The sequence below is a fragment of the Nisaea nitritireducens genome, from assembly GCF_014904795.1.
In the GTDB taxonomy this organism is placed as follows: Bacteria; Pseudomonadota; Alphaproteobacteria; order Thalassobaculales; family Thalassobaculaceae; genus Nisaea; species Nisaea nitritireducens.
Genome location: NZ_JACZFS010000010.1, coordinates 60,198 through 82,252, shown reverse-complemented (window position 1 = coordinate 82,252; position 22,055 = coordinate 60,198). Strand labels below are relative to the sequence as shown.

The following is a 22,055-nucleotide window of genomic DNA, read 5'->3' as shown; positions in this document are numbered from 1 at the left end:
GGTGGCGGGGCGCGACGGTGATAGACCAGCGCTCAGGAACGGTCCAGAAATCCTTTGCGCTGCAGTACGGATGGCGCAGGCCGCCCGAATTCATGCGCATAGGCGTAGAAGTCCAGATTGTCGGTCTGCATGGCCGGATCGGCGATCAACTTCTGCTCGTAATTCCGGCCAAGGGTGCGGAACAGGACCAGCCGATCGGCGGCCAACTCTGGCGCCTCCCCCGAAAGATCCCGTCTGATCATGATCTCTGCAAGTTCCGAGAGTTCTTCGGAGCTGTTCTCGCGGATCACGACGCCTTTCGCCTCGAAATCCTCTCCCTTGCCGATAGCGGGAAGTCCGAGCTCGAGAATCTCCGAGTATGACAACGGCTCGCCAGTACTGGCCGATAGATAATGCTTGAACAGCAACAGATCGTCCTTCATCGGCAGCCGTAACAACTCATAGACCAGGTTCGCGGTCGCGGCGGGCCGGCCGAAGGCCCGGACCAGTGCTTCCGGCCCGGAGGCCTGATTGAACGCAAAGGCACAACGGGCGGACAGGAACACGTCCAACGCCTGACTGTAGCCGGGATGGCGGGGCAGATCGACGACCTGTTCCGGATACCCCTCCAGCGGAACACCGCCACGGTCCCCCAATCGGAAAACCCAGTAGCCTGCTTCGACAAACCGCCGGACCGCACCTTCGTAGGTCCGAATATCAGCGCAGCGGAAAGCGTGGTGCGCCTTTTCCGGCAGATAGCTCATGTCGCGGGCATGCAGGACAACGAAAGGCGTGCCCTCCGGCATGCCTGCCTCATCGAGGAACGCCTCACCGGTCTCGCGGATTGTGTCAGGCAATTCGAAATAGCGGATCTCTCCGCCCGTCGTCGCATGGCGCCCGAAGTCACGGATGACACGTTGCGGCGAGGCAAGGCAGAGATGAAAAAGCTTCAGGTCATGCACCCCGCCGTCGAGGAACCCCAGCAGAGGCAGGATCGCATCGGATGTCGGCACATGCACGAACTCCGGCCCGGGGCACTGCAGGATGAAAGGATTATAGCCAGGTCCCTCACCTTGCCCCGTAATCAGAACGATCCGGTCATAGTGCGGGCCGAAAAGAGTCTTCAGGAAGAACGGCTCCATGGCCGCATGGCCGATCCGGTCGACCTGCGCCAGGATATAGACCAGCGTCCGCTTGCCCTCTTCCAGATGCGGAATGACCGTATGAAACAATCGCTCCATGGTCTCCTTCTTGCCGAACTCGGCACGAAGGTTTTCCAGCAGGGCTTTGTCATCTTCCGGCGATGAGGTCATCGGTGCTCCTCTCCAGACCTTGCGGTAGCATGATCCGCGACCCTAGGGAATGGCACCCGTGCGACCGCCCAGCGTTGCACGGCCGGGGGCTTTGTGGCATTCCGCTGGAACGAAAAAAGTTAAGAACAGGGAACATGTACATGTTTTTCGAGCCCGGCGATCACAAGAACCACGGTTTCACCTTCGATCCGTTCAAGGCGACCATCTCGCCGCGGCCGATCGGCTGGATCTCGACCATTGACGAGAACGGCGTCACGAACCTTGCTCCCTACAGCTTCTTCAATGCTGTTTCCTGGGCCCCGCCCTGCGTGATCTTCTCCAGCGGCTCCCGCCCGGACGGCTCGCCGAAGGACAGTGCCCTGAACGCAGCAAAAACCGGCGAGTTTGTCTGCAACATCGTCGGCAAGGCTCAGGCGCAGCAGATGAACCAGACCGCCATCCATTTCCCGCACGGCACCGACGAGATGCAGCATGCCGGCCTCGAAGGAATACCGTCGCAGTTCATCAAACCGCTCCGGGTCAAGGACGCGCCGGTGCATCTCGAGTGCAAGTACCTGAAAACAATCGAGCTACCGTCCGTCAGCGACACCGTGGTCAATCGAATGATTCTCGGCGAAGTTGTCGGTATTCATATCGACGAGAAATATGTCGCCGATGGCCGCATCGACGTGACCAAGTACCAGCCGGTCGGCCGCCTCGGTTACATGGATTATTGTGCCGTCGGTGAAGTCTTCGAGATGAACCGCCCGGATTAAGACGGACCGAACTTAGTTCGAAAGATACTTCCTCAGCACTTCCGCCATCCGCTCAGACGTGGTGCCGCGCGGAAACATGCTGAGGAAGCGCCCGTCCGTGCCCATCAGATAGGTCAGCGTTGAATGGTCGACGAGATAGTCGTCGCCGGACATGCCGTCGAGCTGGAATTTCCGGCGGTGCACCCTGTAAGCCTTCGCCGCCGCCACCACTTGCGCTTCCGTCCCGGTCAGCCCGATCAGGTTGGGGTGAAAAGCATCGGTGAACTCTCGGAGCGCCTCCGGTGTGTCTCGGCGCGGGTCGACCGAGATCAGCAGTGGCTGTATCCGGGCCGCGCCCTCCCCCAATGAATCCAGTGCTGCTGCCATGATCGTCAGGTCGGTCGGGCAAATGTCCGGGCAATAACTGTAGCCGAAATAGACCAGCATGAACTTGCCCGCATAGACATCCGGCGTAACCTGCTGTCCTTGCTCGTCGATAAGATGGAACGCGCCACCGAACAAGGTCGGCAAGCGCAAGGATCCAGCCCCCGCCGGCAGGCTTGAAAGCAAAGCAGCGAGCAACAGAAAACCGGCCGAGAAAAACCGAACGAAGATCATCGGTTATTGCACGGGCGGCGGGGGGACGATATCGGGGCGGCCGACCTTGCCGAAGGTGCCAATCACATCATTGGCCATGCCGTCCCGTCGGAACCAGCGTTTCGCATCCTCAGTCTTGTTACGCTGCTTCCAGTCCTCCGCGAAGGCCGTGGCCCGCACCCAGTCCGTGGCGCCCGGCTTGCGCAGGCGTTGCAGCATGTAAATCACCATGGCGGGATGGGAGATGATCAGACCATCGACCTCAACCCGCTGCCCGCAATAAGGCAGAAGATCCAGCGTGGCCCCGGCGAACAGGGTGTTACTTTTCACCGCCAGCAACAACGTGCCGTCGTCCCGCACCAATCCGAGCTGGCGCTTGCCGCCGCCGCAGGCCTCAGGACAATCGCCACGCAGCTCACAGAGCAGATCGACCACTTTTGCCTCGAACTGCGCGACCATCTCGCCATCGATGCCCCATTTCTGAGCTGCGAAGGATGGAGAAGCGGCCGACAGACAAAGCGCGGCGGCAACAGCAAGAGAGCGAAACCGCCCCATTCTCACATTCCCCATGGCTGGATACCGTATTTCTCGTGCGTCAGATCGACGATGCCCTTGTCGTCGGCAACCTGGGTGACCAGCAGGTATTTCACTCCGTCCCGCTCGATCAGATCGCCATCGACGGTGACCTGATGGCTCTGGATCCGGATCATCGCCGGGTTGGAGACGTTCTGGCTGTCATCCTCGACCCGGAGCACGACATAAAGCGTGCCGTCATCGGCACGGATGCTGACCGGGATTCCGCCGACCGCACACCAGACGGCGCACTGGAAATGCGCCGAGCCTCGGGCATACATGATCTCTGTGACATAGCACCAGGTATCGATCAGCTCGCCCTCGACCCGGATCCGCTTCACGGCGTCGGCGCGCGCTTCCGGCAAGAGTGTACAGACCAGAAGCAGGACCATAAGGAAGGGGCGGACAAACCGCGGCATGACAACTCCGGCGCTTGTTTCTCCCCCGCATCGGCGGGCGGACTTTCGGTCTATAGCGTTCTCACTATAGCGCCAAGTCCGCCTCACCCGCGCTGACGAGGTCGTGAGACCTATTCGGCCGCCTCGGAAAGCTCCGGCGGCAGCTCCACACCGGTCTGCGCGGTGATATTGCCGTAATGCTCGATCCGCCGGTGCTTGGCGTAATTGAACACCGTCTCCTTGCCCATCTTGGCGAGGTCCAGATCCGCCGAATAGGTGATCAGCTCATCGTCGACGGAGGAGACCTGGCTAACGATCTCGCCCGAGGGCTGGATGATGCAGGACCCGCCGATCAGCATGCAGCCATCTTCCATCCCGGCTTTCGCCACGCCGACCACGAAGGCGGAGTTCATATAGGCATTGGCCTGCATGGTCAGATGATTGTGGAACATGCGGAGATGGTTCGGCTCAAAGGCCGACGTGTTCACGTCCGGCGTATTGTAGCCAAGCACGATAACCTCAGCGCCCTTCAGGCTCATTACCCGGTAGGTTTCCGGCCAACGCCGATCGTTGCAGATCGCCATGCCAATGATGCCGCCATGCTGACGCCAGACCCCGAAACCGAGATCGCCCGGCTCGAAATACCGTTTTTCCAGATGCTGCCACGGCCGGTTCGGATCGTATTCGGAGTGCCCCGGCAGATGGACTTTTCGGTACTTGCCCGTGATCTTGCCGGTTTCGTCCACCAGGATCGCCGTGTTGTAACGATGCCCATCCGGCGTCAGCTCCGCATAGCCGAGATAAAACCCGATCCCCCGCTCCGCCGCCGCCTCGAACAACGGCCGCGTTTCCGCACTCGGCATTTCCCGCTCGTAATGGTGATCCATTTTCGAGATGTCTTCCTCGTAGTAGCGCGGGAAGAAGGTGGTCAGGGCAAGTTCGGGAAAGACGACAAAATTACAGCCGCGGTCGCCCGCCTGCTTCAGCAGCTCGATCATCCGGTTGACGGCACTGGCGCGGGATTCATCCGGCGCGATCGGGCCGAGCTGGGCGGCGCCAATGGTAACGATGCGGGACACGGGGATTCTCCTGTTCAAGTTCCTTGGGTTTTATTCGGACTATATCAAATTTCAATCCGCCACGGGATTGAACGGTGTCGGGAAGATGCCGCGTGGCTTGATGTAGTCGTAGGGCGCGCGTGCGAGGAACTTGCCGAAGCCCGGCTCGCAGAAATCCTCGCCGTCTTTCCAGACAACGGACCCGCGTGCGACCGTGGCCGCTGGCCAACCGGTGACTTGCATACCTTCGTAGGGCGTGTAGTCCGTGGCGTGATGCAGGATGTCCTGGCTGATGGTGGTTTTCTTCTCCGCGTCCCAGACCACGATATCCGCGTCGGCACCAATCGAGACCGTGCCTTTCTGCGGGTGCAGGCCGAACAGTTTGGCGGCGTTGGTCGAGGTAATGGCGACGAATTCCTGCAGGTCGATCCGGCCTTTCACCACGCCTTCGTGGAACAGGATCGGCATCCGCGTTTCCAGGCCCGGCACGCCATTGGCGATGGAGCTGAAAGGCGCATTGTCTCCAGCCCAGAACTTACCGTCCGGATCGCCGATATTATAGGGCGCGTGGTCCGAGGTGACATTGCCGAGCGTGCCGGACTTCACGTAATCCCAGAGCGCTTCCTGCTCCGCCTTGGTGCGCGGTGCCGGGGAGCAGAGATATTTCGCCCCTTCCCGCGCGTCCCGGTCGAGATCCTCCTCAGTCAGGACGAAATATTGCGGGCAGGTTTCGGCGAAGATTTTCAGGCCGCGCTGCTGGGCCCGGCGAATTTCCTCCGCTGCCTCACCGCAGGTGACGTGGAAGATCTGGATCGGCTGATCCATCAGTTCGGCCAGAGCGATCATCCGGTAGGTCGCCTCGCGCTCGACCAGCGGCGGCTTGCACCAGGCGTGATACTTCGTCCCATTATGCCCTGCCGCCAGCAGCTTCTGGGTCATGAACATGATGGCGTCATGGTTCTCGGCATGCACGCAGACCAGCGCCTCGTTCCGCCGCGCCACTTCCAGAATGCGCAGGATCTGCCCGTCATCGACCCTGTTGCTGGCATAGGTCATGAACAGCTTGATCGACCGGTGTCCCTCCCCGATCAGCTTCGGCAGGTCCTTGCCGACAACCTCATCGTTCGGATCGTTGATAACGATATGGAAGCTGTAATCGATGCAAGCTGACTTGGCGCGCTCGTGATAGGCGGCAACGCCCTCGGCCAGACCGACGCCCTTCTGCTGCGGAGCAAAACAAACCACGGAGGTGGTGCCGCCACAGGCCGCCGACCGGGTCGCGGTCTCGAAGGTCTCCGCATTCCGGCCGCCGGTGCTGGAGGGCTGGTCGATATGGCAATGGCTGTCGACGCCTCCGGGCATGACGAGCTTACCGGATGCATCCAGCTCCTTCGTGCCCGCGCCCAGTGTTTCGCCCAGGGCAACGATCCGCCCGTCCCGAACACCTACATCGGCCTTCACCGTATCTGAGGCATTGACGACCGTGCCGCCGCGAATAACCAGATCAAATTCACTCATAGGCCCGTTCCTCAATTCGCCGCTTCCGGATAACTCAGCGGCGACAGCTCCTCGACCGGGCGCTGTGCCCAGTCCCGCTGGCGCACGCTGGACATGGTGACCTGCTGGTATTCGGTCATCTTGGCCGCCGCCTCGGCAACGTCGATGGTGATTACCTCGCCGTCACGCACCACCTGAGTGCCGTCGACATAGACATGCTTCACCGCCCGGTCACCAGCGGAATAGAGCAGGCTGCGCAGAGGGTCGCGGACCGGCTGCATGTAGGCATGGTCGAGATCCACCAGCACCATGTCCGCCTTGCAACCGACTTCGAGCCGACCGATATCGGTGCGGCCAAGCGTCTTGGCGGCGCCGATGGTCCCAGCGTCGAAGATCTCTTCCGTCGAAGCGTTGGTAAAGTCCCCGGACATGATCCGGCCGACGATCATCGCGACTTCCATCTCGTGGATGAAATTATGCGGGAAGGTGTCGGTGCCAAGCCCAAGAGGAATACCCGCCTTCACATAGCGGCCGACATTGTTCATGGCGATACCGCGTCGCCAGAAGACCGTCGGGCAATGGGCGACAGATGTGCCGGATTTCACCAGCAGATTGAAATCATCCGCCTGCGGCCAGTGCAGCCAGGGGTGATCGTTCAGGAAGATGCAGTGGCCGATGATGGTGTCTTCATCGAGCACGCCGATGCTGTCCAGCCACTCAAGCGGCGTCAGGCCGTGGCGCTGGGTCATCTCGTTAAACTCGACCACGCTCTGGGCCGCGTGGATCTGCATCTTGATACCGCGCTTCTTGGCTTCCGCATGGGAGGCCTGGATCAGCTCCGGCGTGCAGGTATCGATCTGGGACGGCCCCATCATGCCGGACATCCGGCCCGACGGATGACGATCCGCTTCCTCGACAATCTCGATGGCGCGCTCCATGCCGCGCTCTCCAGCTTCAGGGTCCCAGTCATAGACGACCGAATGGCCGTTTTTCGTGGACCATGCGGCAGAGCGATACATCGGGCAAAGCACGCCGCGAATGCCGGTTTCGGCAACCTCGTCGACCCAGTTCTCCCGGGCGCCGGACAGATCTGCATAGGTGGTCACGCCACTTTTCAGCATCTCGTGAATAGCATAGCGACTGGTATAGGGCGCCGCTTCAGGCATGATCCGGAAGACCGGCATATATTCGTAAAGCCCGCTCTGCCCCAGTTTAGGGCTACCCAGCTCTTCGTTCAGGCCCTTGTTACCAGGCTCGGAGGTCGGGTGATTATGGATGCTGATAAAGCCCGGCATCACCATCATGCGGCTGCCGTCGATGGTCTCGTCCGCCGTGCCTGAATAACCCGGACCGACATGGATCAGAATGCCGTCCTTGAAGGCGACGTCGGCATTTCGGAAGAAGCGATGCCCGGCATCGCTGCCGTTCTTGCCCTTTTCCCAGCCGATTACCCAGGAGGCGTTTTTAATGAGCGTCGTTTTCGACATATCCCTGTTCCCCTTCGCGGGCCTTCCCGGCCCCGTCTTTCGTGTCAGGCGGCTTCGGCCTGCCGGTCAAACATGATTTCCCCGCCGACGATGGCGAGATCCGTCGACGCTTCCAGAATTTCCTCGGGCTCGATGGCAAACAGATCCCGGTCGAACACCGTGATATCGCCGAGCTGGCCCTGCTTCAAAGTGCCCTTGATCTCTTCCTCGAAGGACCCGTAGGCGCCGCAATAGCTGTAGCAATGCAGTGCCTCTTCAAGTGTGAGCGTCTCGTTGCCGCCCAGAAGGGTGCCGCGCTTGGTCTTGCGGGTAATCATCGAATAGATGTTCTGGAACGGATTGGTACTGGACACCGGTGCGTCGGAGCTGGCCGACGGATGAAGACCGGCATCGAGGAAAGAGCGGAACGGATAGGCCTTGGCTGACAACTCCTCGCCCAGCACGTTCACATAGAGATCGCCAAACTCATACATGAAGATAGATTGCGGGGCTGGCAAAACGCCGATGTGCTGCATGCGGGCAAGCTGGTCGGCATTGAGGAAGCCGCAGTGCTCAATCCGGTGGCGGCGGTTGCCCTGAGCCTCGACATCGTTTCCGATTGCCAATTCATAGGCGGTCAGAATCTGCTCGATGGCGCGATCGCCTATGGCGTGGGTCGCGACCTGGTAGCCGCGGTCATGATAGTCGCGGACATAGTCGAAGAGCTGCTGATCTTCATAGATCATGATGCCGCGATTTTCAGGTTCGCCGAGATAGGGATCGAACATCGCCGCCGTCTTGCCGCCAGCGCTGCCGTCGGTGAAAAGCTTCATCGGGCCGACACGGAGCCACTCGTCGCCGTCACCCGTCATCAGGCCGAGATCGATGGCCCGGTCCGGCCAGCCGCTGGCGCCCGCCAGCATCATCAGATGCATGCGCAGACCAAACCCGCCTTCGCGCTTGAGCTGCTGATAGGCCAGCCACTCGTCATAGCCCTGGCGCAGGCCGACCCCCGGATCGGTAACACTGGTGAAGCCAAGCGAAAGGTTGTGTTGTTGGCCCATGCGGACGCCCTCCGCTAGGGCATCGATACTGTAATCGCTGAGAACGGCCGTGATCTTTTCCTGTGCCCGTTCCTGCAGCAGTCCTGTGAGCTTGCCGTTCTGGCTCTCGATATGGCCGCCATCCGGCTGCGCTGTGCTCTCGTCAATCCCTGCGAGCTTCAGCGCCGCGCTGTTGGCGACGCCCATATGGCCGCAGGTGCGCTTGACGTAGACCGGGTTGTTCGGTGCAACGATGTCCAGCTCTTCGCGAAACGGGTGACGCTTGGCATCGAGCTCGAAATGGTCGTACCCACGACCGAAGATCCACTCACCCGGCTTGGCCTTGTCGGCGCGCGCCTTGATCTTGGCCAGCATCGCCTGGAGCTTCGTGTCGGTCTTGCAATCAACCTCCGAGAGCCCGAGCCCGACCATCATCAGATGCTGGTGCGCATCGTTCAGCCCCGGCGCAGCCAAACGGCCGTTCAATTCGATCACGCGCGTGTCGGCACCGATCAGTCCTTCAAGCTCACTATCGCTGCCATGTGCGATGACGCGACCGCCCCAGATCGCGACCGATTCGGTGAACCCGGCACCCAGGCCGAGAAACACCTTGCCGCCACGCAATACCAGATCAGCTTTCGCCGTCGCCATGTCGCAATTCCTTTCGGTGCTGGCCAGCTCGAACCCTGAGGAGATGCGGGGAGCCTGCCGGGAGGGATGTCAAGATTGCGGATGAAGACACGGTCTGTCAACGCCCCGTCAGTACGCTCTCCTCAACCCGAAAACAGCAACATCATATTGGGGTTCAGTTGACACTAACGCCAAGATATTGGATATTTTTCCAGTTATTGACCCGGGGTTAACTCCCCCTTTTCGGCGGCGATTTTATTGCGATGCGGCATCTGTTCCGACGCTTTGTTCCTGTAATTCTGGTCGGGGCGCTGTCTGCCTGCTCGTTCGAGGTGCCGGAATTCAGTGACAGCGACACTCTTCCCGCCAAGGCTCCGCTCGCGCAGTTGCCGCCGGCTCCGCAGCCGCTGTACCAGCCCGGCGATACCTACGTGTTCAATGACGACGGAAACGTGGTGCAGGAACAAGTGGTCGGCGTCACGCCGGACCGGGTGACCTGGACCAACGATTCCGGTTTGATCTGGACCACGACGAACGAGCTCATCACACCGCAACTGTCCTGGTCCTCTCACCCCGAACTGGGGCGCGGTCGGCAAAATATCATCGGTAATCCGGGCACCCTCTTCCCGCTGCAGGAAGGCAATATCGTCGCCTACGGCATTCGTGGCAGCAGCGAAAAAGTGCCGACCGGGTGGGACGATGAAGTACGTTGCGTCGTTGCCGGTCAGGAAGACGTCACTGTTCCGGCCGGAACTTTCACCACCTACCGGATCGACTGCAAGCGCAAGAACGTCGACACCAGCCTCTTTTACGCCCCGGTGGCGCAAAATTACGTGCTGAGGGAGCGGACCTTCGCGAACTCACGCTCACGCAAGGAGTTGATGTCTGTCTCCCTGGCCGACAACCGGACGGCGGAAATGCCCGTGACCGTCGACCAGCCCGCCAAATTGACCGATATGGTCGCCCCTGCCTCCAGCACCCACGCAGAAATGGCGAAGCCGGACGCAATGATGGGGGCGCCCAAAGAGCCCGGGAAGATGCATGAGGGGGCGGAAGACGCCAGGCTGCTGATGCTGATCTCCCGGCTCGAGGCCGTGGTCGGCAAGCTGGAAACCATGTCCGAAGGCAAGATGATGCCTCCGAAGGCAGAGGCGGAAATGAAATCCGCCTCTAAAACGGACGATCAAGGCGACCAGAAAACCTCCCTGGCAACAGCAAGCCCGGACGGCAAATACGGTATCCATCTGGAATCCTACAGGACCATGCAAGGCGCCCGGCGCGGCTGGTCCGCCCTTGAAAAGCGGTATCCGAACGAACTGAAGGATCTCAGTTTCAAGACTGTTGAATTCGATGCAGGTGACGGACGTGGCACGTTCGTCCGGCTGGTCGGCGCCGCTTTCAAGACTCGGGCGGACGCACTGAAGGCCTGTAGCGCCATGAAAGCCAAACGCCAGTTCTGTCAGGCCGTCAGGATCGCGCGCTAAGTCTCGCGTATACCCCAGCCGGGCACGCACCGGGAATGATTGCACGGCCTCACTGGACGGGATAAGCATCGAGTGCGCGGTCGGCGTCTCTCCATGCGGGTCCTCTCAATGAAAACTGAAAACAGTCCCGCAGCCGTCGAGAATGACGGGCTCAGCAATCCGGCCCGCGCCATCGGGCTGATCGTCGTCGCGGTATCCATGTTTGCGACGATGGAAGCGATGGCGAAATACACCTCCGAGACAATCCGGGTCGAAATGGTCATCTGGGGCCGGTATTTCTTCCATTTCGCCGGCATGGTTCTGGTGCTCCCGCTGCTCGGCGTCCGCCGCACATTCCACGTTAAAAGCCCGGTCAAGGTCACCATCCGCGGGCTTCTGCTGCTCGGCTGCACGATGTGCTTCTTTACAGCGATATCGCTGATACCGCTGACGGACGCGAATGCCATCGCTTTCGTGGCACCGCTGATCACCGTCGCGCTATCCGCCTTTGTCCTAAGGGAGAAGGTCGGCATCCGGCGCTGGGCCGCCGTCGGGATCGGTTTTGTCGGCGTTCTGATCGTACTGCGGCCAGGGTTTAACGAAATCCACTGGGCTTATTTCCTGGTCCTTGCCATGGCGACGATGTTCAGCATTTTCGGCCTTATGACGCGGTCGCTCAATCGTACCGAAGACCCTGTCGCCATGCAGTTCCACACTGCGCTGGTCGGCTTTATCGGAACCGGCATTCTGGTTGCTTTTTATTGGGAAACGCCGACACTCCGCGAGTGGGCTTTTTTGATCGTGATCGGCATCATAGGCGGCGTCTCTCACCAGATCCTGATCTTCGGCTTCCGGTACGCAAGCGCCTCACTGCTGGCGCCGTTCCACTACACCGTCATTATCTGGGCGACGGTATACGGGTACTTCATTTTCGGCGACGTGCCTGAGGTCTGGACCTTTGCAGGTGCAGCCCTGATCGTGACCGCCGGTCTCTATGTCTGGATCCGCGAACGGCAGATCAAACCCAAGCACCCGGCACAACACTAAACTCCCAACGTACAGAAGACGGAAAAGACCATGTCAGGCGCTCAACATCACCGCCCTGCCCTCGGCATCTGCCTGATCATTGCCGGGTTCACCGTGTTTTCCTGCATGGATGCGCTGGTGAAACAGAGCGCCGAGACTTTCGCGATCGAGCACATCACTTTCATCCGCTATGCCGCGCATCTGGCATTCCTGCTGGTTCTTGTCCCGTTTTTCGGCTTCCGAACCTTCCTCGGCGGCTCGAAACTGAGCTTTCTGGCTATTCGCGGATGTTTCCTGTTTATCTCGACCATCCTGTTCTTTGGCGCCATCGCCAGCCTGCCGCTCGCAGAAGCCGCCGCTATCAGCTTCATGGCGCCGGTGCTGACCGTCGGGCTCTCCGCACTGATCCTGAAAGAAAGCGTCGGCATCCGGCGCTGGAGCGCGGTTGCGGCTGGCTTTGTCGGCGTGCTGATCATTCTGAGGCCCGGCCTGCAAGAGCTGACCACCGCACATCTCATGGTTCTCGGTACGGCATTTGGTTTCTCGGCCTTCTCTCTGATGACCCGGCATGCCGGGAAAGAGACACCGGCCCTCGCCACCCTGTTTCTGACAGCCGTTACCGGCGTCATCGGCTCCGCCACGCTGTTGCCCTTCGCCGGCACATGGCCAGCCGTCTCCGGCTCAAGCTGGGGGATCCTGGTCCTGATCGGCCTTCTCGCCCTTCTGGCCGAGTTTTGCCTGGTGCATGGCTACCGCTGCGCCGCCGCGTCCCTGCTGGCACCGTTCCAATATATCCAGATGCTCTGGGCCACGCTGCTGGGCTGGGTCGTATTCGACAGCCTGCCCGATGTCTGGACCAGCGTCGGCGCCGCCCTGATTATCGGCGCCGGTCTCTATATCTGGTTGAGGGAAACCCGGATCCGTCAGGCTACGCCGAGCGAAGTCCCCGCCAGCGAGCCGACGTGAACACGGTGAACATCGACAGGAACATGAACCCGGCGATGGCATAGAACACAAGTGCCGGCTGATCATTGTCGAGAATGAAACCGAAGATCATCGGCGCAATGATCCCGCCGATGCTGAAACCGGTGGTGACGAAGCCGAAAACCTTGCCGTACTGCCCGTCGGGCGTGACCGAGCGCACGATCATGTCGCGCGATGGCATGATCATGCCGTGCAGAATGCCCTGCAGGGTTAGCGATGCCAGCAGCAGCGGCTCGGCCATGTCGACAAGCGCGACAATGGAAATCATCACCGCCGTCGCCAGGAAGCAGAAGGCCGCGATCACATTGTGATTGGAAGTCTTGTCCGCCAGATACCCGCCGAAGAGGATCCCGACAGTGGTACCGACGAGATAGCCTGTCAGCGCCCCGGTTGCGACCGGAAGGGCCGTGCCGTGTAACAGGTTGAGCGCGGAAACCAGGAAGTTGTTGAGTCCGCCAGAGCCAAGCGCCGTCATGATGTAGAAACCGAGACACATCAGAATCGGGAACGAGAACAGCAGCGACCGGCTGGAAGAATCGGCCGGTTTAGCCTGCTCTGCCGCTGGTTTCTGCTTGTTGTGCAAACTGCCGGCGAACACCAACAGAACAGCGGCAGTTGCAAGACCGGCAAGGCCAACGCCGACAAGGGCCATACGCCAACCGGCGACATCACTCAAAAAGATGATCAGCGGCGGTGCGACAGCGAAACCGGCGAAACCGGCAAAGGTATGCAGGCTGAAGGCCCGACCCATGCGCGGCCCTGAAACAGAGGCCGACAGGATCGCGTAATCAGCCGGGTGATAGACACCGTTGGCAACGCCAGCGATCGCCATCATTGCAAGCAAGCCCCAGAAACCGTCCCCGAACCCGATCATCATAAAGGCAAGAGATTCAGCCGCGAGGCCGCCGATCAGAATCCAGCGGGCTCCGAACTTATCCACCAGATAGCCGAACGGAAGCTGCGTGCTCGCCGTGGCGCCGCTGAACACGGTCATGATCAGCCCAAGCTCAAGAAAGCTGACGCTGAACTCCTCGCGGAGCGTCAGAAACAGCGGCGGCAGAAGAAGAATAAAGAGATGACTGAAAAAATGCGCAACGCCAATCAGGCCGATTACCTTGAAATCGGCGAGTGACCCGCCTTCCGGCGGCGCAGCATGCGTTTCGGCGGTCATTTAAAGTTCCAGGCGGAAAGACTGATGAGTATCTGCAAACTGGAACTGACGGGACGAGAGGTCAAGCGCGCCCTCTCGTCCGAAACGGGATTACTGTTGTGCCAACCACCAGCGGGCGATCCGGTTCCCTGAATCGTCGGTGCTTTCGAACTCATTGTCTTCCAGCAAGCGGACCCGCAGGCACCGCTCTTTGGCACCGCCATAGGGTGTCAGACAATAATGCTCCTTGGTCGGCCGGACCGTCCCGGTCTCATGCACTTCGGGGAAGCCGTTCTGGGCAGGCACCTGCATCGAGTAGACCTTGCCCTTCTCCACCTTGAGGTAAAAGGCACGGTTCCCGTTGCTCAGCCAACCGGAAATCATGCGGCCCGATGCCAGAGCGAGAAAACCCGGTCCGGTCATCGCCCTGGGATCATAGGCACGCGCTGCATCCGATAAAACGGAGACGCATGTGACCATAACGACAGCAACACAGGCGATTTTAGCAAAAGGCTTAAAATGCACAGTAAAATCTCCATTTTTATTGTGCTACTTTCTTTCGGTAGCAACAATACCAGAACAGAAAGCAAAAGCTGAACAAAATCCTTCAAAATCTTGATTTTCATAGTTTTTAATTTATCTGAATTTTGAAAATGCCGCACATACCCTCAATATTCAGCCGATTTTCACTCATCTGGGCCCTGGCTTCCCTGATCTGGATTGTCCCACTCGCTATTTTCTTCCTGAACCGTTGGGATCGGGATCTGGCACCGGTGGACCGAACGTATTTGCTTCGAACGCAGACATGCAAAGCCAGTTACCGAGAGCAGGACGCACAGGATCGCTGCCTTCTGATCATGGAGCTTGAGCATTTTCAGTCCCGCAGCATCATGACCGCCAACCGGGTGCTTGCCTGCACCACCCCGCCCTTGATCGGGTTGGGGCTTCTCGTCTATCTGAGACGCCGCCGGTCTCGAGACCGATCAGCGGGAAAGGGGCGTTCTTCGTGAAATCCATTAAATCTAAGCCGCCGGCACGGGCATGGCAGCGCATGCTCAGCGGACGCAGGCTCGACCTTCTCGACCCGTCCCCTCTGGATATTGAAATAGAGGACATCGCCCACGGCCTCTCCCGGGTCGCGCGCTGGAACGGACAAACCGATGGCCGTTGGCCCTATTCCGTTGCCGAGCATTCCGTCCTGGTGGAAAATCTCGTGCACAGGCTCTATCCGGATCTCGCTCTGAAATGGCGCCTCGCGGCCCTGCTGCACGATGCCGCCGAATATGTGATCGGCGATATGATCACGCCGTTCAAGGCAATCATCGGGCCCGATTACAAAAGCGTCGAAAAACGGCTCGAAGAAGCGGTCCATCTCCGCTTCGGCCTGCCAGCGGCCCTGCCCGCCGACATCGTCAAGAATATCAAACGCGCCGATAAAATCGCGGCATACCTTGAAGCAACACAGCTCGCCGGATTTTCTCTACCGGAAGCGAATAAGATTTTCGGAAAACCGAAAACCGGGCTCGATGTTGTGATTGAACCGATCTCGCCAACGGCCGCAAAACAAGCCTATATCAAGCGGTTCCGTATTCTGGGTGGCCCCAGTAGCTAGGCGGCTCACGAGGCAAACTCAGCTCATCAGTCAACCACCCGCGCTGGATTCGGAATGCGCGTTCCGGCACAATCGAAACGGGCAAATGAAGTCGCGGAAGAATCCCGGATTTCTCAGGGGTACGAGATGCTGTTGCAGGAACAGAAAAACGAAAAGCCGCAGAAAAAGCGCAAGCTATCGCCAATTCTGGATCAAATTATTTATGGCCCGCCCAGCGTCACCTGGAACATCCATGAATTGACCCGGAAACGGGAAGCCGGAGATCCGTTTTTCAAGATCCCCAGTCTCAACCGCATCATTATTTTCAAGTATCCGAACTTCAAGGTCGAGGTATCGGATGCCGCGTCGACCAATTTTTCGAACAAGGCCGCCTCACTGTCGGACGACCGGCCGGTCGAAACAGCGCTCTACATCCCGAATGACGAAGAGCTGCCCCATGAAGGCGGGTATGCGGTCTATCTCCGGCAGAAAGATGCCGAGGAACTCCTGCAACGGTATGTCGGCATTGCCCAGAATGGCATGACGGATGAGATGAAGCGGGACTTCTCTTTTCTGCAAATGATCGATGACCTTCCATCCCTGGACCCGTTCCTGCTGAAAACCGCATTCGAGCGCCACAAGGTGGTGTGCAATCCGGCCTATCTGTTGATGGGAGATGGGGAAGAAGACAACATCAAGTCCGTCATCCGCGACAAGGTACGCCCTATCGTCAACAAGGCGCTCGGCGCCGATGCGAACGAAACGACCAAGACGCAGCGTTTCATTGACGCGATCTGGGACCCGACCATTCCGGAAGCCGCTCTTTTCATCCAGGCTTTCAAGATAGACAGCAAGGAGGTCGCGAATGTCTTCAGCGCCTGGAAGGGAGTTTCATTTTACCAGTATCAGTTTGAAATCAACAAACCCAAGATTGCCGAAGTAATCCGTTGGCTAAAATCGGAAAAATCCACTCCGATTGATCACCGGGAACACCGCGCCTTTCTTCCACAACAGGAAATGTTCAAGCAACAGGTCCTGAAAAAAACACTGAACGTGCTCGCTAATATTAATCAAATATTTAAAGATTTCGATACATGCTACACAAAATTTATCAGTGATGGAGATCCAATTGCATTTCGTAATTTTCTGATTACGTCGCACTACCGATACTGGCTACTTGGTTATTGCTGTACAGCATTGATGCACACGCGGAATATCTTCGAGCGCTGTCTATCGCAAAGCACCCGGGGCACCCTCAGGTTTGAGCAACTGAACGATATGCTGACGAATATTGATTCTACGGTGAGTAGCAAGTCTCAAGGAGCTAATGACTTATAGAGTCTTGGTTTTATTCAAAAAACAAAGAAATTCCATTGAAAATCCTCACAGTATCGGCCACAAGTAACATTCGCACAATCTTGGGTGCGATTGGTGGGGCTGAGCACGGAACCACAAACAGGCATGACGAACGGCTCGACAACAGCGACCCATTTCTGGCCCACCAGTTTCAAAGAGCGTGGCGTTGCCGTTCCGTTCACGACTCCCAGCGTCGCGATGGCACGGGTTCGCAATGACGAACGCGGACGGCTGGAGTTGGTGATTTCAGGCCTGTCCGGCGGGCGCGGCGTTTATGTTATCGGCTGGAGTGCTGTCCCCGAAACCTTCAAACTGACGGTTTTTGATAGAGTTCTGCACCAATATATCAACGGAATCGAGATCGTCACGCCCGACACGGTGCGCGAAGCTGTTCTTCACGCCACAGCGACCGGGCTGGCTGGAGAGGACGCTGCCGAGGCGGCTATTGAGTCGAGCAGCAAGATCACGGAAGACCAGATCCGGATCAGCCTCGCCCTTACACAGCATCTGGTGGAATCCTTCCTTGAGGATACCCTGGACATCGGCCTGGCAGAACTCGCCAGCTCCTCCGGCCAACAGCAGGTTCAGAACATGCTCGGCCGGATTGCCCGCAAGGAGAATATCGACCCTCAGACACTCTCTCGTGTGCTGACAGAATGGGGTGATCTGCTTGAAGCGCTCGGTGTCCTAGGGCACCGGCCGCGCGGCAGATATCGCCGGATACTGGACGAAGCGTCGCACTTCCTCACATCTTTTGCAGATTGGACGCGCACCGGAGAAATTGGCGACGATCACCCGGCCACTCTTATTCCTGACGTTCTCACCGAAACGCTCCGCAATTGGAATGACGCGTTCCAGGAAGCCGATGAATATGCGCATGATCCCCGGTCCACGCTTAAGGATTGGGATAAGGCAAAGGGCGCTCTGGAAGCATTGAGCGTTCGCATTCCCTGGTTGGAAGATGGCTGGCCTGTCATCTTCGCAATGTGGGAAAATGCGTTGCATGGGGATCACGATCAACGTCTCGAAACCGTCGCTACGATACTGTCCGGATTACCGCTTATGCCTCGCGATGAGGTCGCGCCGGATCGCCGTTCGCACTGGATGGAATTCGCCAAACGGCTGAGTCTGCTCGCCGCGCGGAACGAACAGAGGAGCCAAAGCGATATCGGTCTCGAAAGTATGCTGCGGCAGGAACAGGTCCTCGCCCGGAGCCTTGGTTAGCCGCGCATGAGTACTAATTCCAACGACATTCCCCTCGGCAACCTCGAGGGCCAGCTCTTCAAGATTCCGGAAGAGGATTTGACCGAACTGGTGGCCAAACTGGAGCGCCGCGCCCAGGATCCGGCCAAAGCTCCGGCCGTGGGCAAAATCCTGGACCAGTTGCGCCCCAGGCTTGCCATTCTGAAGCCACAGCGACAGGCCACGCTGGTCCGGTTCTTTGCCGAACCCTTTGCGGATCTGCTCTACACCACGGGCGAGCCTCGCAAACCGGTCGGCCGGATACCGCGCACCGCCATCGTCCCCTGCTATAAGCTTCTGCAGGAAAACTCCGAACCATCTCGCATTCAGCGTTACCAACAAGATCTCAATGCGATCGAGGCGGATAGTGACAAGGCCATGATGGAACTCGGCACCGGTTTCTGGCGCTACGCGTCAGGACAGCTGCGCCGCGTTGTCGTTGAGGCGGAAAAGAACAAGACAGCCAAACAGGCACTGATCGCAAAGCTTGGCGATCCGTTCCTCTATTCCGCGCTCTTGGAGATCGTGGGCGTTCTGGAAGTCGCCGTTCCGGTCATGCAACTGCGCAAGGCTCTGCCGGCAACCGGCATGAGCCATGTCACCAACGCCAATCTCGAGAGTATCCGTACTGCGCTGGACAATGTGCACCGGCAGAGGCCGGCCAATGCCGAATTCGTTGTATTCGTGCTTCTCGCCCGATTGCGAAACCCGGCCATGATTGTCGAGATCATGCAGCGTGTGGAGGAAGCAGGCACGCTGGCGGATGTCTCGTCCGTGACCAATATCGCGAACGAGGCGATCGTCAGCCAGACAGAAGAGAAAATCAGGACCCTCGGGGAAAAGATTCACTCGTCGACCAGCTGCAGGAATATGGCTCTTCAGGCCGAAGCCTCTGTGAAAGAGGTTGTCGGTGCCGCCAGTGCTATCGGCAATACCGGGTCCCGCATGCAAAGCCGGCAGCTCGCTCGGACAAAATCCGAGATGGCAGATCTCGTCCGTCGCGAAATGCTGGAAGCGCAAGACAATCTTACCGCCACCAACATGGATAGCCTCGGCGGCAACGGCAGCGCCAGAGATCAGCGCGCCGCTCAGAAAGGCATTGAAGACCGGATCATCTCACTTCGGATCGCCAGCCGGTTTGCAATCGAACTGGGCCTCGACCGGGACGTTAACCGACGTCTTGCCGAACTTGAGGAAAGCGTTGCCGAACAATCGAAGAAACTACTCGTGGCGCTCAAAAAACGGGACTCTGCCGCCCTCTCCCCGGAAGAAGCAGAGCGCCAGCTGTTCACTCAGGTCCGGGTCACTGAACTGTTGCTAGGTCCCGAAATCGCGAACCGGCTCCGCCTCGAAGGCGAACAGCTGCTGCAGGATTATTAGGACCGGAGCCTCACTCCGCAGGCGCCGGAGCCCGCTCAATTGCTTCTTCACGGATCGGCCAGTGGATAAAGCCGGCGAACAGCGCAAGACCAATAGAGATATACCAGATCAAATCGTAGGACCCGGTCGTGTCGAATACGATTCCGCCCAGCCAGACTCCAAGAAATGAGCCGATCTGGTGGCTGAAGAAGACGATGCCGAACAACATGCTCATGTAGCGCATCCCGAAAATCTGCCCTACCAGCCCAGACGTCAGAGGTACGGTGCTGAGCCAGAGCAGGCCCATGGCCGACGCGAAGACATAGATCATCAACTCGCTCGGCGGCATCAGCAGCAAGAACACAATCACCACGGCCCGGCCGAGATAAAGCATGTTCAACAGGTACTTCTTCGAGAACTTGCCGCCCAGCACGCCTGCACTGTAGGACCCTATAACATTGAACAGCCCGACCAGCGCCAGCGCACTGGCTCCGATCGTGACAGGCATTCCGAGATCGGTCACATAGGCCGGGAGGTGAACGGCAATAAAAGCGACCTGGAAACCGCAGACAAAGAAACCGCTCGTCAGCAGCCAGAAGCTTTTATAGCCAAATGCCTCGCGCAGCGCCTGACCGAGGCTCTGGCCCGAAGGAAGCGGATTCGCCTTGGTTCCCTTCACCGGCCAGAAGGCAATAGCCAACGGCACCATCACCAGCGATCCGAGTCCCATGAACAGTGCCGCGTCCTGCCAGCCGAAGCTGGCGACGAGACTACCCGCAACCGGAACCAGCAGGAACTGACCGAGAGACCCGGACGCACCCGTTACACCAAGGGCCCAGGATCGCCGCTCCGGCGGGAAGAGCTGACCGACCGCTCCCAGAATAATACCAAAGGAGGTGCCGGCGAGGCCTGCGCCGACCAGCATGCCGGCACTCAAATGCAGCATCGACGGCGTTGCGGAAAAGGCGACCATAATGGTACCGGCGGCATAGACCAGCGCGCCGCCGCAGATAGCCCGAAACGGCCCATAGCGATCCGCGATAGCGCCCGCGAAAGGCTGGGTCGCACCCCAGATCAGATTTTGAATGGCCAGCGAAAAGGCAAAGACCTCACGGCCGACTCCGAGTTCCGCCGTGATCGGCGGAAGGAAGACACCGAAACCAGACCGGATACCGAAGGAAAGCGCGCCGATAATGCCGCCGCAAAGCAGCGCAACATAGGCAAGCCGCATGTTGTAATCCTGGCTTTCGCTGGCACCCGACATTCGCCTATTCCCTTTTTACCGAAGGAGCTGTGGGCGCTTGTGGCCTGCCCGGCTACGCTCTAGGCTCGAAATATGACATCGGGCGAATGTCACGACAAACGCCGGATTGTCACCAGAACAATTCATGGGAGCAGACTACCAATAGGCGTGCGGCGCCTCTTGGCAGACCGGCTTCCCACCTCAAGGTAAGATGAAAGGAACCGGCTATGTCGACGCCGAAATATGCCGTCATCGATGGCGAAATCGTGGCTTGGGAAAATGCGACCGTGCATGTCGCCTCGGCCGCTTTCAAATTCGGCACCACTGTCTTCGAGGGCCTGCGCGCCTACTGGAATGCGGAGGACGAGGATTTCTACCTGTTCCGTATGGCCGAGCATATGGACCGGCTGGACTTCTCCCAGCGCTTCATGCGGTTCGAGGATGCCATCCCGGCAAAGCTGGTGACCGAGAAGACGCTCGAGCTAATCCATGCGAACGGGTTCAAGGGCACTAACCTGCACATCATGACCTCCTGCTATGTCGCCGGCATGGGCGGCCCCGGTGCCTGCGGCCCGGTCGGCCTCGCCATCACCGCGCTGGAGCGCCCACGCTCTGCCAACGTACTGAATGGCGTGAACGTGCAGGTTAGCTCCTGGATGCGTGTGCCGGACAACGCGATGCCGATGCGGGTAAAGTGCAACGCCAACTATAATAACGGCCGGCTGGCCACGGTGCAGGCGACGGTCGACGGCTACGACACCGCCCTCTTCCTGAACAGCCGCGGCAAAGTCTCTGAAGGCCCCGGCATGTGCTTCTTCATGGTGCGCGGCAATCAGGTCATCACCCCGCATACTTCAAGCGACGTATTGGAAAGCATAACCCGGGAAACCGCGCTGCAACTCGCCCGCGAGGCCGGCTACGAAACGGTCGAACGAGACATCGACCGCAGCGAGCTCGCCGCCGCCGACGAGGCCTTCTTCTGCGGCACCGCCTGGGAAGTAACGCCGGTTCTCTCGATCGACCGTCTGCCCGTCGGCAACGGTGCTATCGGCCCGATCACCAAGGGCCTGCAACAGACCTATTTCGATGTCTGCGAAGGCAAGATCGAAAGTCATCCCGAATGGCGCCTGCCCGTCTATGCAGGCCGCGCCGCCAAGGCCGCCGAGTAATCGGCCTTACATCCATACCGCCGCGTCAGGAACGGCTTGGCGCGGCGTTCACCTTAATGTAGGTATCCCGCATCTGGTAACCGACCGGCCCCGTGGCGGAACTGGTAGACGCACGCGACTTAAAATCGCGAGTCTTAGGACGTGAGGGTTCGAGTCCCTCCGGGGCCACCATACCAATCTGTAC

The 22,055-nt window shown here is 59.1% G+C and carries 21 protein-coding genes and 1 tRNA gene; 11 read left to right on the top strand and 11 right to left on the bottom strand.

What is annotated here, in order from left to right:
• Nucleotides 1-32: 32 nt before the first annotated feature.
• Nucleotides 33-1,292: a TIGR04372 family glycosyltransferase gene (locus IG629_RS03725; RefSeq protein ID WP_193170644.1), complete on the bottom strand. Its 1,260-nt coding sequence runs from the start codon at nucleotides 1,290-1,292 to the stop codon at nucleotides 33-35.
• A 140-nt stretch (nucleotides 1,293-1,432) separates the two neighbouring features.
• Between IG629_RS03725 and IG629_RS03720 the strand changes: the two genes are divergently transcribed.
• Entirely contained in the window at nucleotides 1,433-2,047 is a 615-nt protein-coding gene (locus IG629_RS03720; protein ID WP_028464924.1) for a flavin reductase family protein, read from the top strand.
• 12 nt (nucleotides 2,048-2,059) lie between these two features.
• Here the strand turns inward: IG629_RS03720 and IG629_RS03715 are convergent, their stop codons facing one another.
• The 7 genes from IG629_RS03715 to IG629_RS03685 form a co-directional block, all read right to left on the bottom strand.
• Nucleotides 2,060-2,557: an SCO family protein gene (locus IG629_RS03715; protein ID WP_226886422.1), complete on the bottom strand. Its 498-nt coding sequence runs from the start codon at nucleotides 2,555-2,557 to the stop codon at nucleotides 2,060-2,062.
• 90 nt (nucleotides 2,558-2,647) lie between these two features.
• The gene (locus IG629_RS03710) at nucleotides 2,648-3,178 is read right to left on the bottom strand and encodes a hypothetical protein (RefSeq protein ID WP_193170642.1); all 531 of its coding nucleotides are present in this window, start codon (nucleotides 3,176-3,178) and stop codon (nucleotides 2,648-2,650) included.
• Between the two features lie 2 nt (nucleotides 3,179-3,180).
• The gene (locus tag IG629_RS03705; RefSeq protein ID WP_193170641.1) at nucleotides 3,181-3,615 is read right to left on the bottom strand and encodes a hypothetical protein; all 435 of its coding nucleotides are present in this window, start codon (nucleotides 3,613-3,615) and stop codon (nucleotides 3,181-3,183) included.
• Between the two features lie 110 nt (nucleotides 3,616-3,725).
• A complete protein-coding gene (locus IG629_RS03700) occupies nucleotides 3,726-4,673 on the bottom strand; it encodes an N-carbamoyl-D-amino-acid hydrolase (RefSeq protein WP_193170640.1) in 948 nt (315 codons plus the stop codon).
• A 51-nt stretch (nucleotides 4,674-4,724) separates the two neighbouring features.
• Nucleotides 4,725-6,170 (bottom strand): dihydropyrimidinase, encoded by a 1,446-nt coding sequence (gene hydA, locus IG629_RS03695; RefSeq protein WP_193170639.1) that lies wholly within the window; start codon nucleotides 6,168-6,170, stop codon nucleotides 4,725-4,727.
• Nucleotides 6,171-6,181: 11 nt separating this feature from the next.
• The gene (locus IG629_RS03690) at nucleotides 6,182-7,636 is read right to left on the bottom strand and encodes an amidohydrolase family protein (RefSeq protein WP_193170638.1); all 1,455 of its coding nucleotides are present in this window, start codon (nucleotides 7,634-7,636) and stop codon (nucleotides 6,182-6,184) included.
• Between the two features lie 44 nt (nucleotides 7,637-7,680).
• Complete coding sequence (locus IG629_RS03685) at nucleotides 7,681-9,309, bottom strand: amidohydrolase (RefSeq protein ID WP_193170637.1); 1,629 nt, start codon at nucleotides 9,307-9,309, stop codon at nucleotides 7,681-7,683.
• Nucleotides 9,310-9,551: 242 nt separating this feature from the next.
• On the opposite strand from IG629_RS03685, the gene IG629_RS03680 reads away from it, so the two are divergent.
• The 3 genes from IG629_RS03680 to IG629_RS03670 all read left to right on the top strand — a co-directional run bounded on the left by IG629_RS03680 (nucleotide 9,552) and on the right by IG629_RS03670 (nucleotide 12,743).
• Nucleotides 9,552-10,772: an SPOR domain-containing protein gene (locus IG629_RS03680; RefSeq protein WP_193170636.1), complete on the top strand. Its 1,221-nt coding sequence runs from the start codon at nucleotides 9,552-9,554 to the stop codon at nucleotides 10,770-10,772.
• Between the two features lie 108 nt (nucleotides 10,773-10,880).
• On the top strand, nucleotides 10,881-11,798 hold the full coding sequence (locus tag IG629_RS03675; protein WP_193170635.1) for a DMT family transporter: 918 nt from the start codon (nucleotides 10,881-10,883) through the stop codon (nucleotides 11,796-11,798).
• Between the two features lie 30 nt (nucleotides 11,799-11,828).
• Nucleotides 11,829-12,743: a DMT family transporter gene (locus tag IG629_RS03670; RefSeq protein ID WP_193170634.1), complete on the top strand. Its 915-nt coding sequence runs from the start codon at nucleotides 11,829-11,831 to the stop codon at nucleotides 12,741-12,743.
• On the opposite strand, the gene IG629_RS03665 is transcribed toward IG629_RS03670, so the two are convergent.
• Both IG629_RS03665 and IG629_RS03660 read right to left on the bottom strand, forming a co-directional pair.
• Nucleotides 12,706-13,932: an MFS transporter gene (locus IG629_RS03665; protein ID WP_193170633.1), complete on the bottom strand. Its 1,227-nt coding sequence runs from the start codon at nucleotides 13,930-13,932 to the stop codon at nucleotides 12,706-12,708. The two genes, IG629_RS03670 and IG629_RS03665, sit on opposite strands and share 38 nt — an antisense overlap.
• A gap of 90 nt (nucleotides 13,933-14,022) precedes the next feature.
• The gene (locus IG629_RS03660) at nucleotides 14,023-14,334 is read right to left on the bottom strand and encodes a hypothetical protein (RefSeq protein ID WP_193170632.1); all 312 of its coding nucleotides are present in this window, start codon (nucleotides 14,332-14,334) and stop codon (nucleotides 14,023-14,025) included.
• A gap of 49 nt (nucleotides 14,335-14,383) precedes the next feature.
• Between IG629_RS03660 and IG629_RS03655 the strand changes: the two genes are divergently transcribed.
• The 5 genes from IG629_RS03655 (at nucleotide 14,384) to IG629_RS03635 (ending at nucleotide 19,480) form a co-directional block, all read left to right on the top strand.
• The gene (locus tag IG629_RS03655; protein ID WP_193170631.1) at nucleotides 14,384-14,530 is read left to right on the top strand and encodes a hypothetical protein; all 147 of its coding nucleotides are present in this window, start codon (nucleotides 14,384-14,386) and stop codon (nucleotides 14,528-14,530) included.
• Between the two features lie 387 nt (nucleotides 14,531-14,917).
• Nucleotides 14,918-15,523: an HD family hydrolase gene (locus IG629_RS03650; protein WP_319025002.1), complete on the top strand. Its 606-nt coding sequence runs from the start codon at nucleotides 14,918-14,920 to the stop codon at nucleotides 15,521-15,523.
• Between the two features lie 54 nt (nucleotides 15,524-15,577).
• Nucleotides 15,578-16,840: a hypothetical protein gene (locus IG629_RS03645; protein WP_193170630.1), complete on the top strand. Its 1,263-nt coding sequence runs from the start codon at nucleotides 15,578-15,580 to the stop codon at nucleotides 16,838-16,840.
• Nucleotides 16,841-16,963: 123 nt separating this feature from the next.
• Entirely contained in the window at nucleotides 16,964-18,082 is a 1,119-nt protein-coding gene (locus IG629_RS03640) for a hypothetical protein (RefSeq protein ID WP_193170629.1), read from the top strand.
• Nucleotides 18,083-18,088: 6 nt separating this feature from the next.
• Nucleotides 18,089-19,480, top strand: a complete 1,392-nt coding sequence (locus tag IG629_RS03635) for a hypothetical protein (RefSeq protein WP_193170628.1) — start codon at nucleotides 18,089-18,091, stop codon at nucleotides 19,478-19,480.
• Nucleotides 19,481-19,490: 10 nt separating this feature from the next.
• Here IG629_RS03635 and IG629_RS03630 read toward each other — a convergent pair whose 3' ends face one another.
• On the bottom strand, nucleotides 19,491-20,723 hold the full coding sequence (locus IG629_RS03630) for an MFS transporter (protein ID WP_226886421.1): 1,233 nt from the start codon (nucleotides 20,721-20,723) through the stop codon (nucleotides 19,491-19,493).
• Nucleotides 20,724-20,929: 206 nt separating this feature from the next.
• Here IG629_RS03630 and IG629_RS03625 point away from each other — a divergent pair, with 206 nt between their 5' ends.
• Together IG629_RS03625 and IG629_RS03620 are read left to right on the top strand one after the other, a co-directional pair.
• The gene (locus tag IG629_RS03625) at nucleotides 20,930-21,871 is read left to right on the top strand and encodes a branched-chain amino acid transaminase (protein WP_193170627.1); all 942 of its coding nucleotides are present in this window, start codon (nucleotides 20,930-20,932) and stop codon (nucleotides 21,869-21,871) included.
• A gap of 86 nt (nucleotides 21,872-21,957) precedes the next feature.
• Nucleotides 21,958-22,042 (top strand) — tRNA-Leu (locus IG629_RS03620).
• Nucleotides 22,043-22,055: the final 13 nt, after the last annotated feature.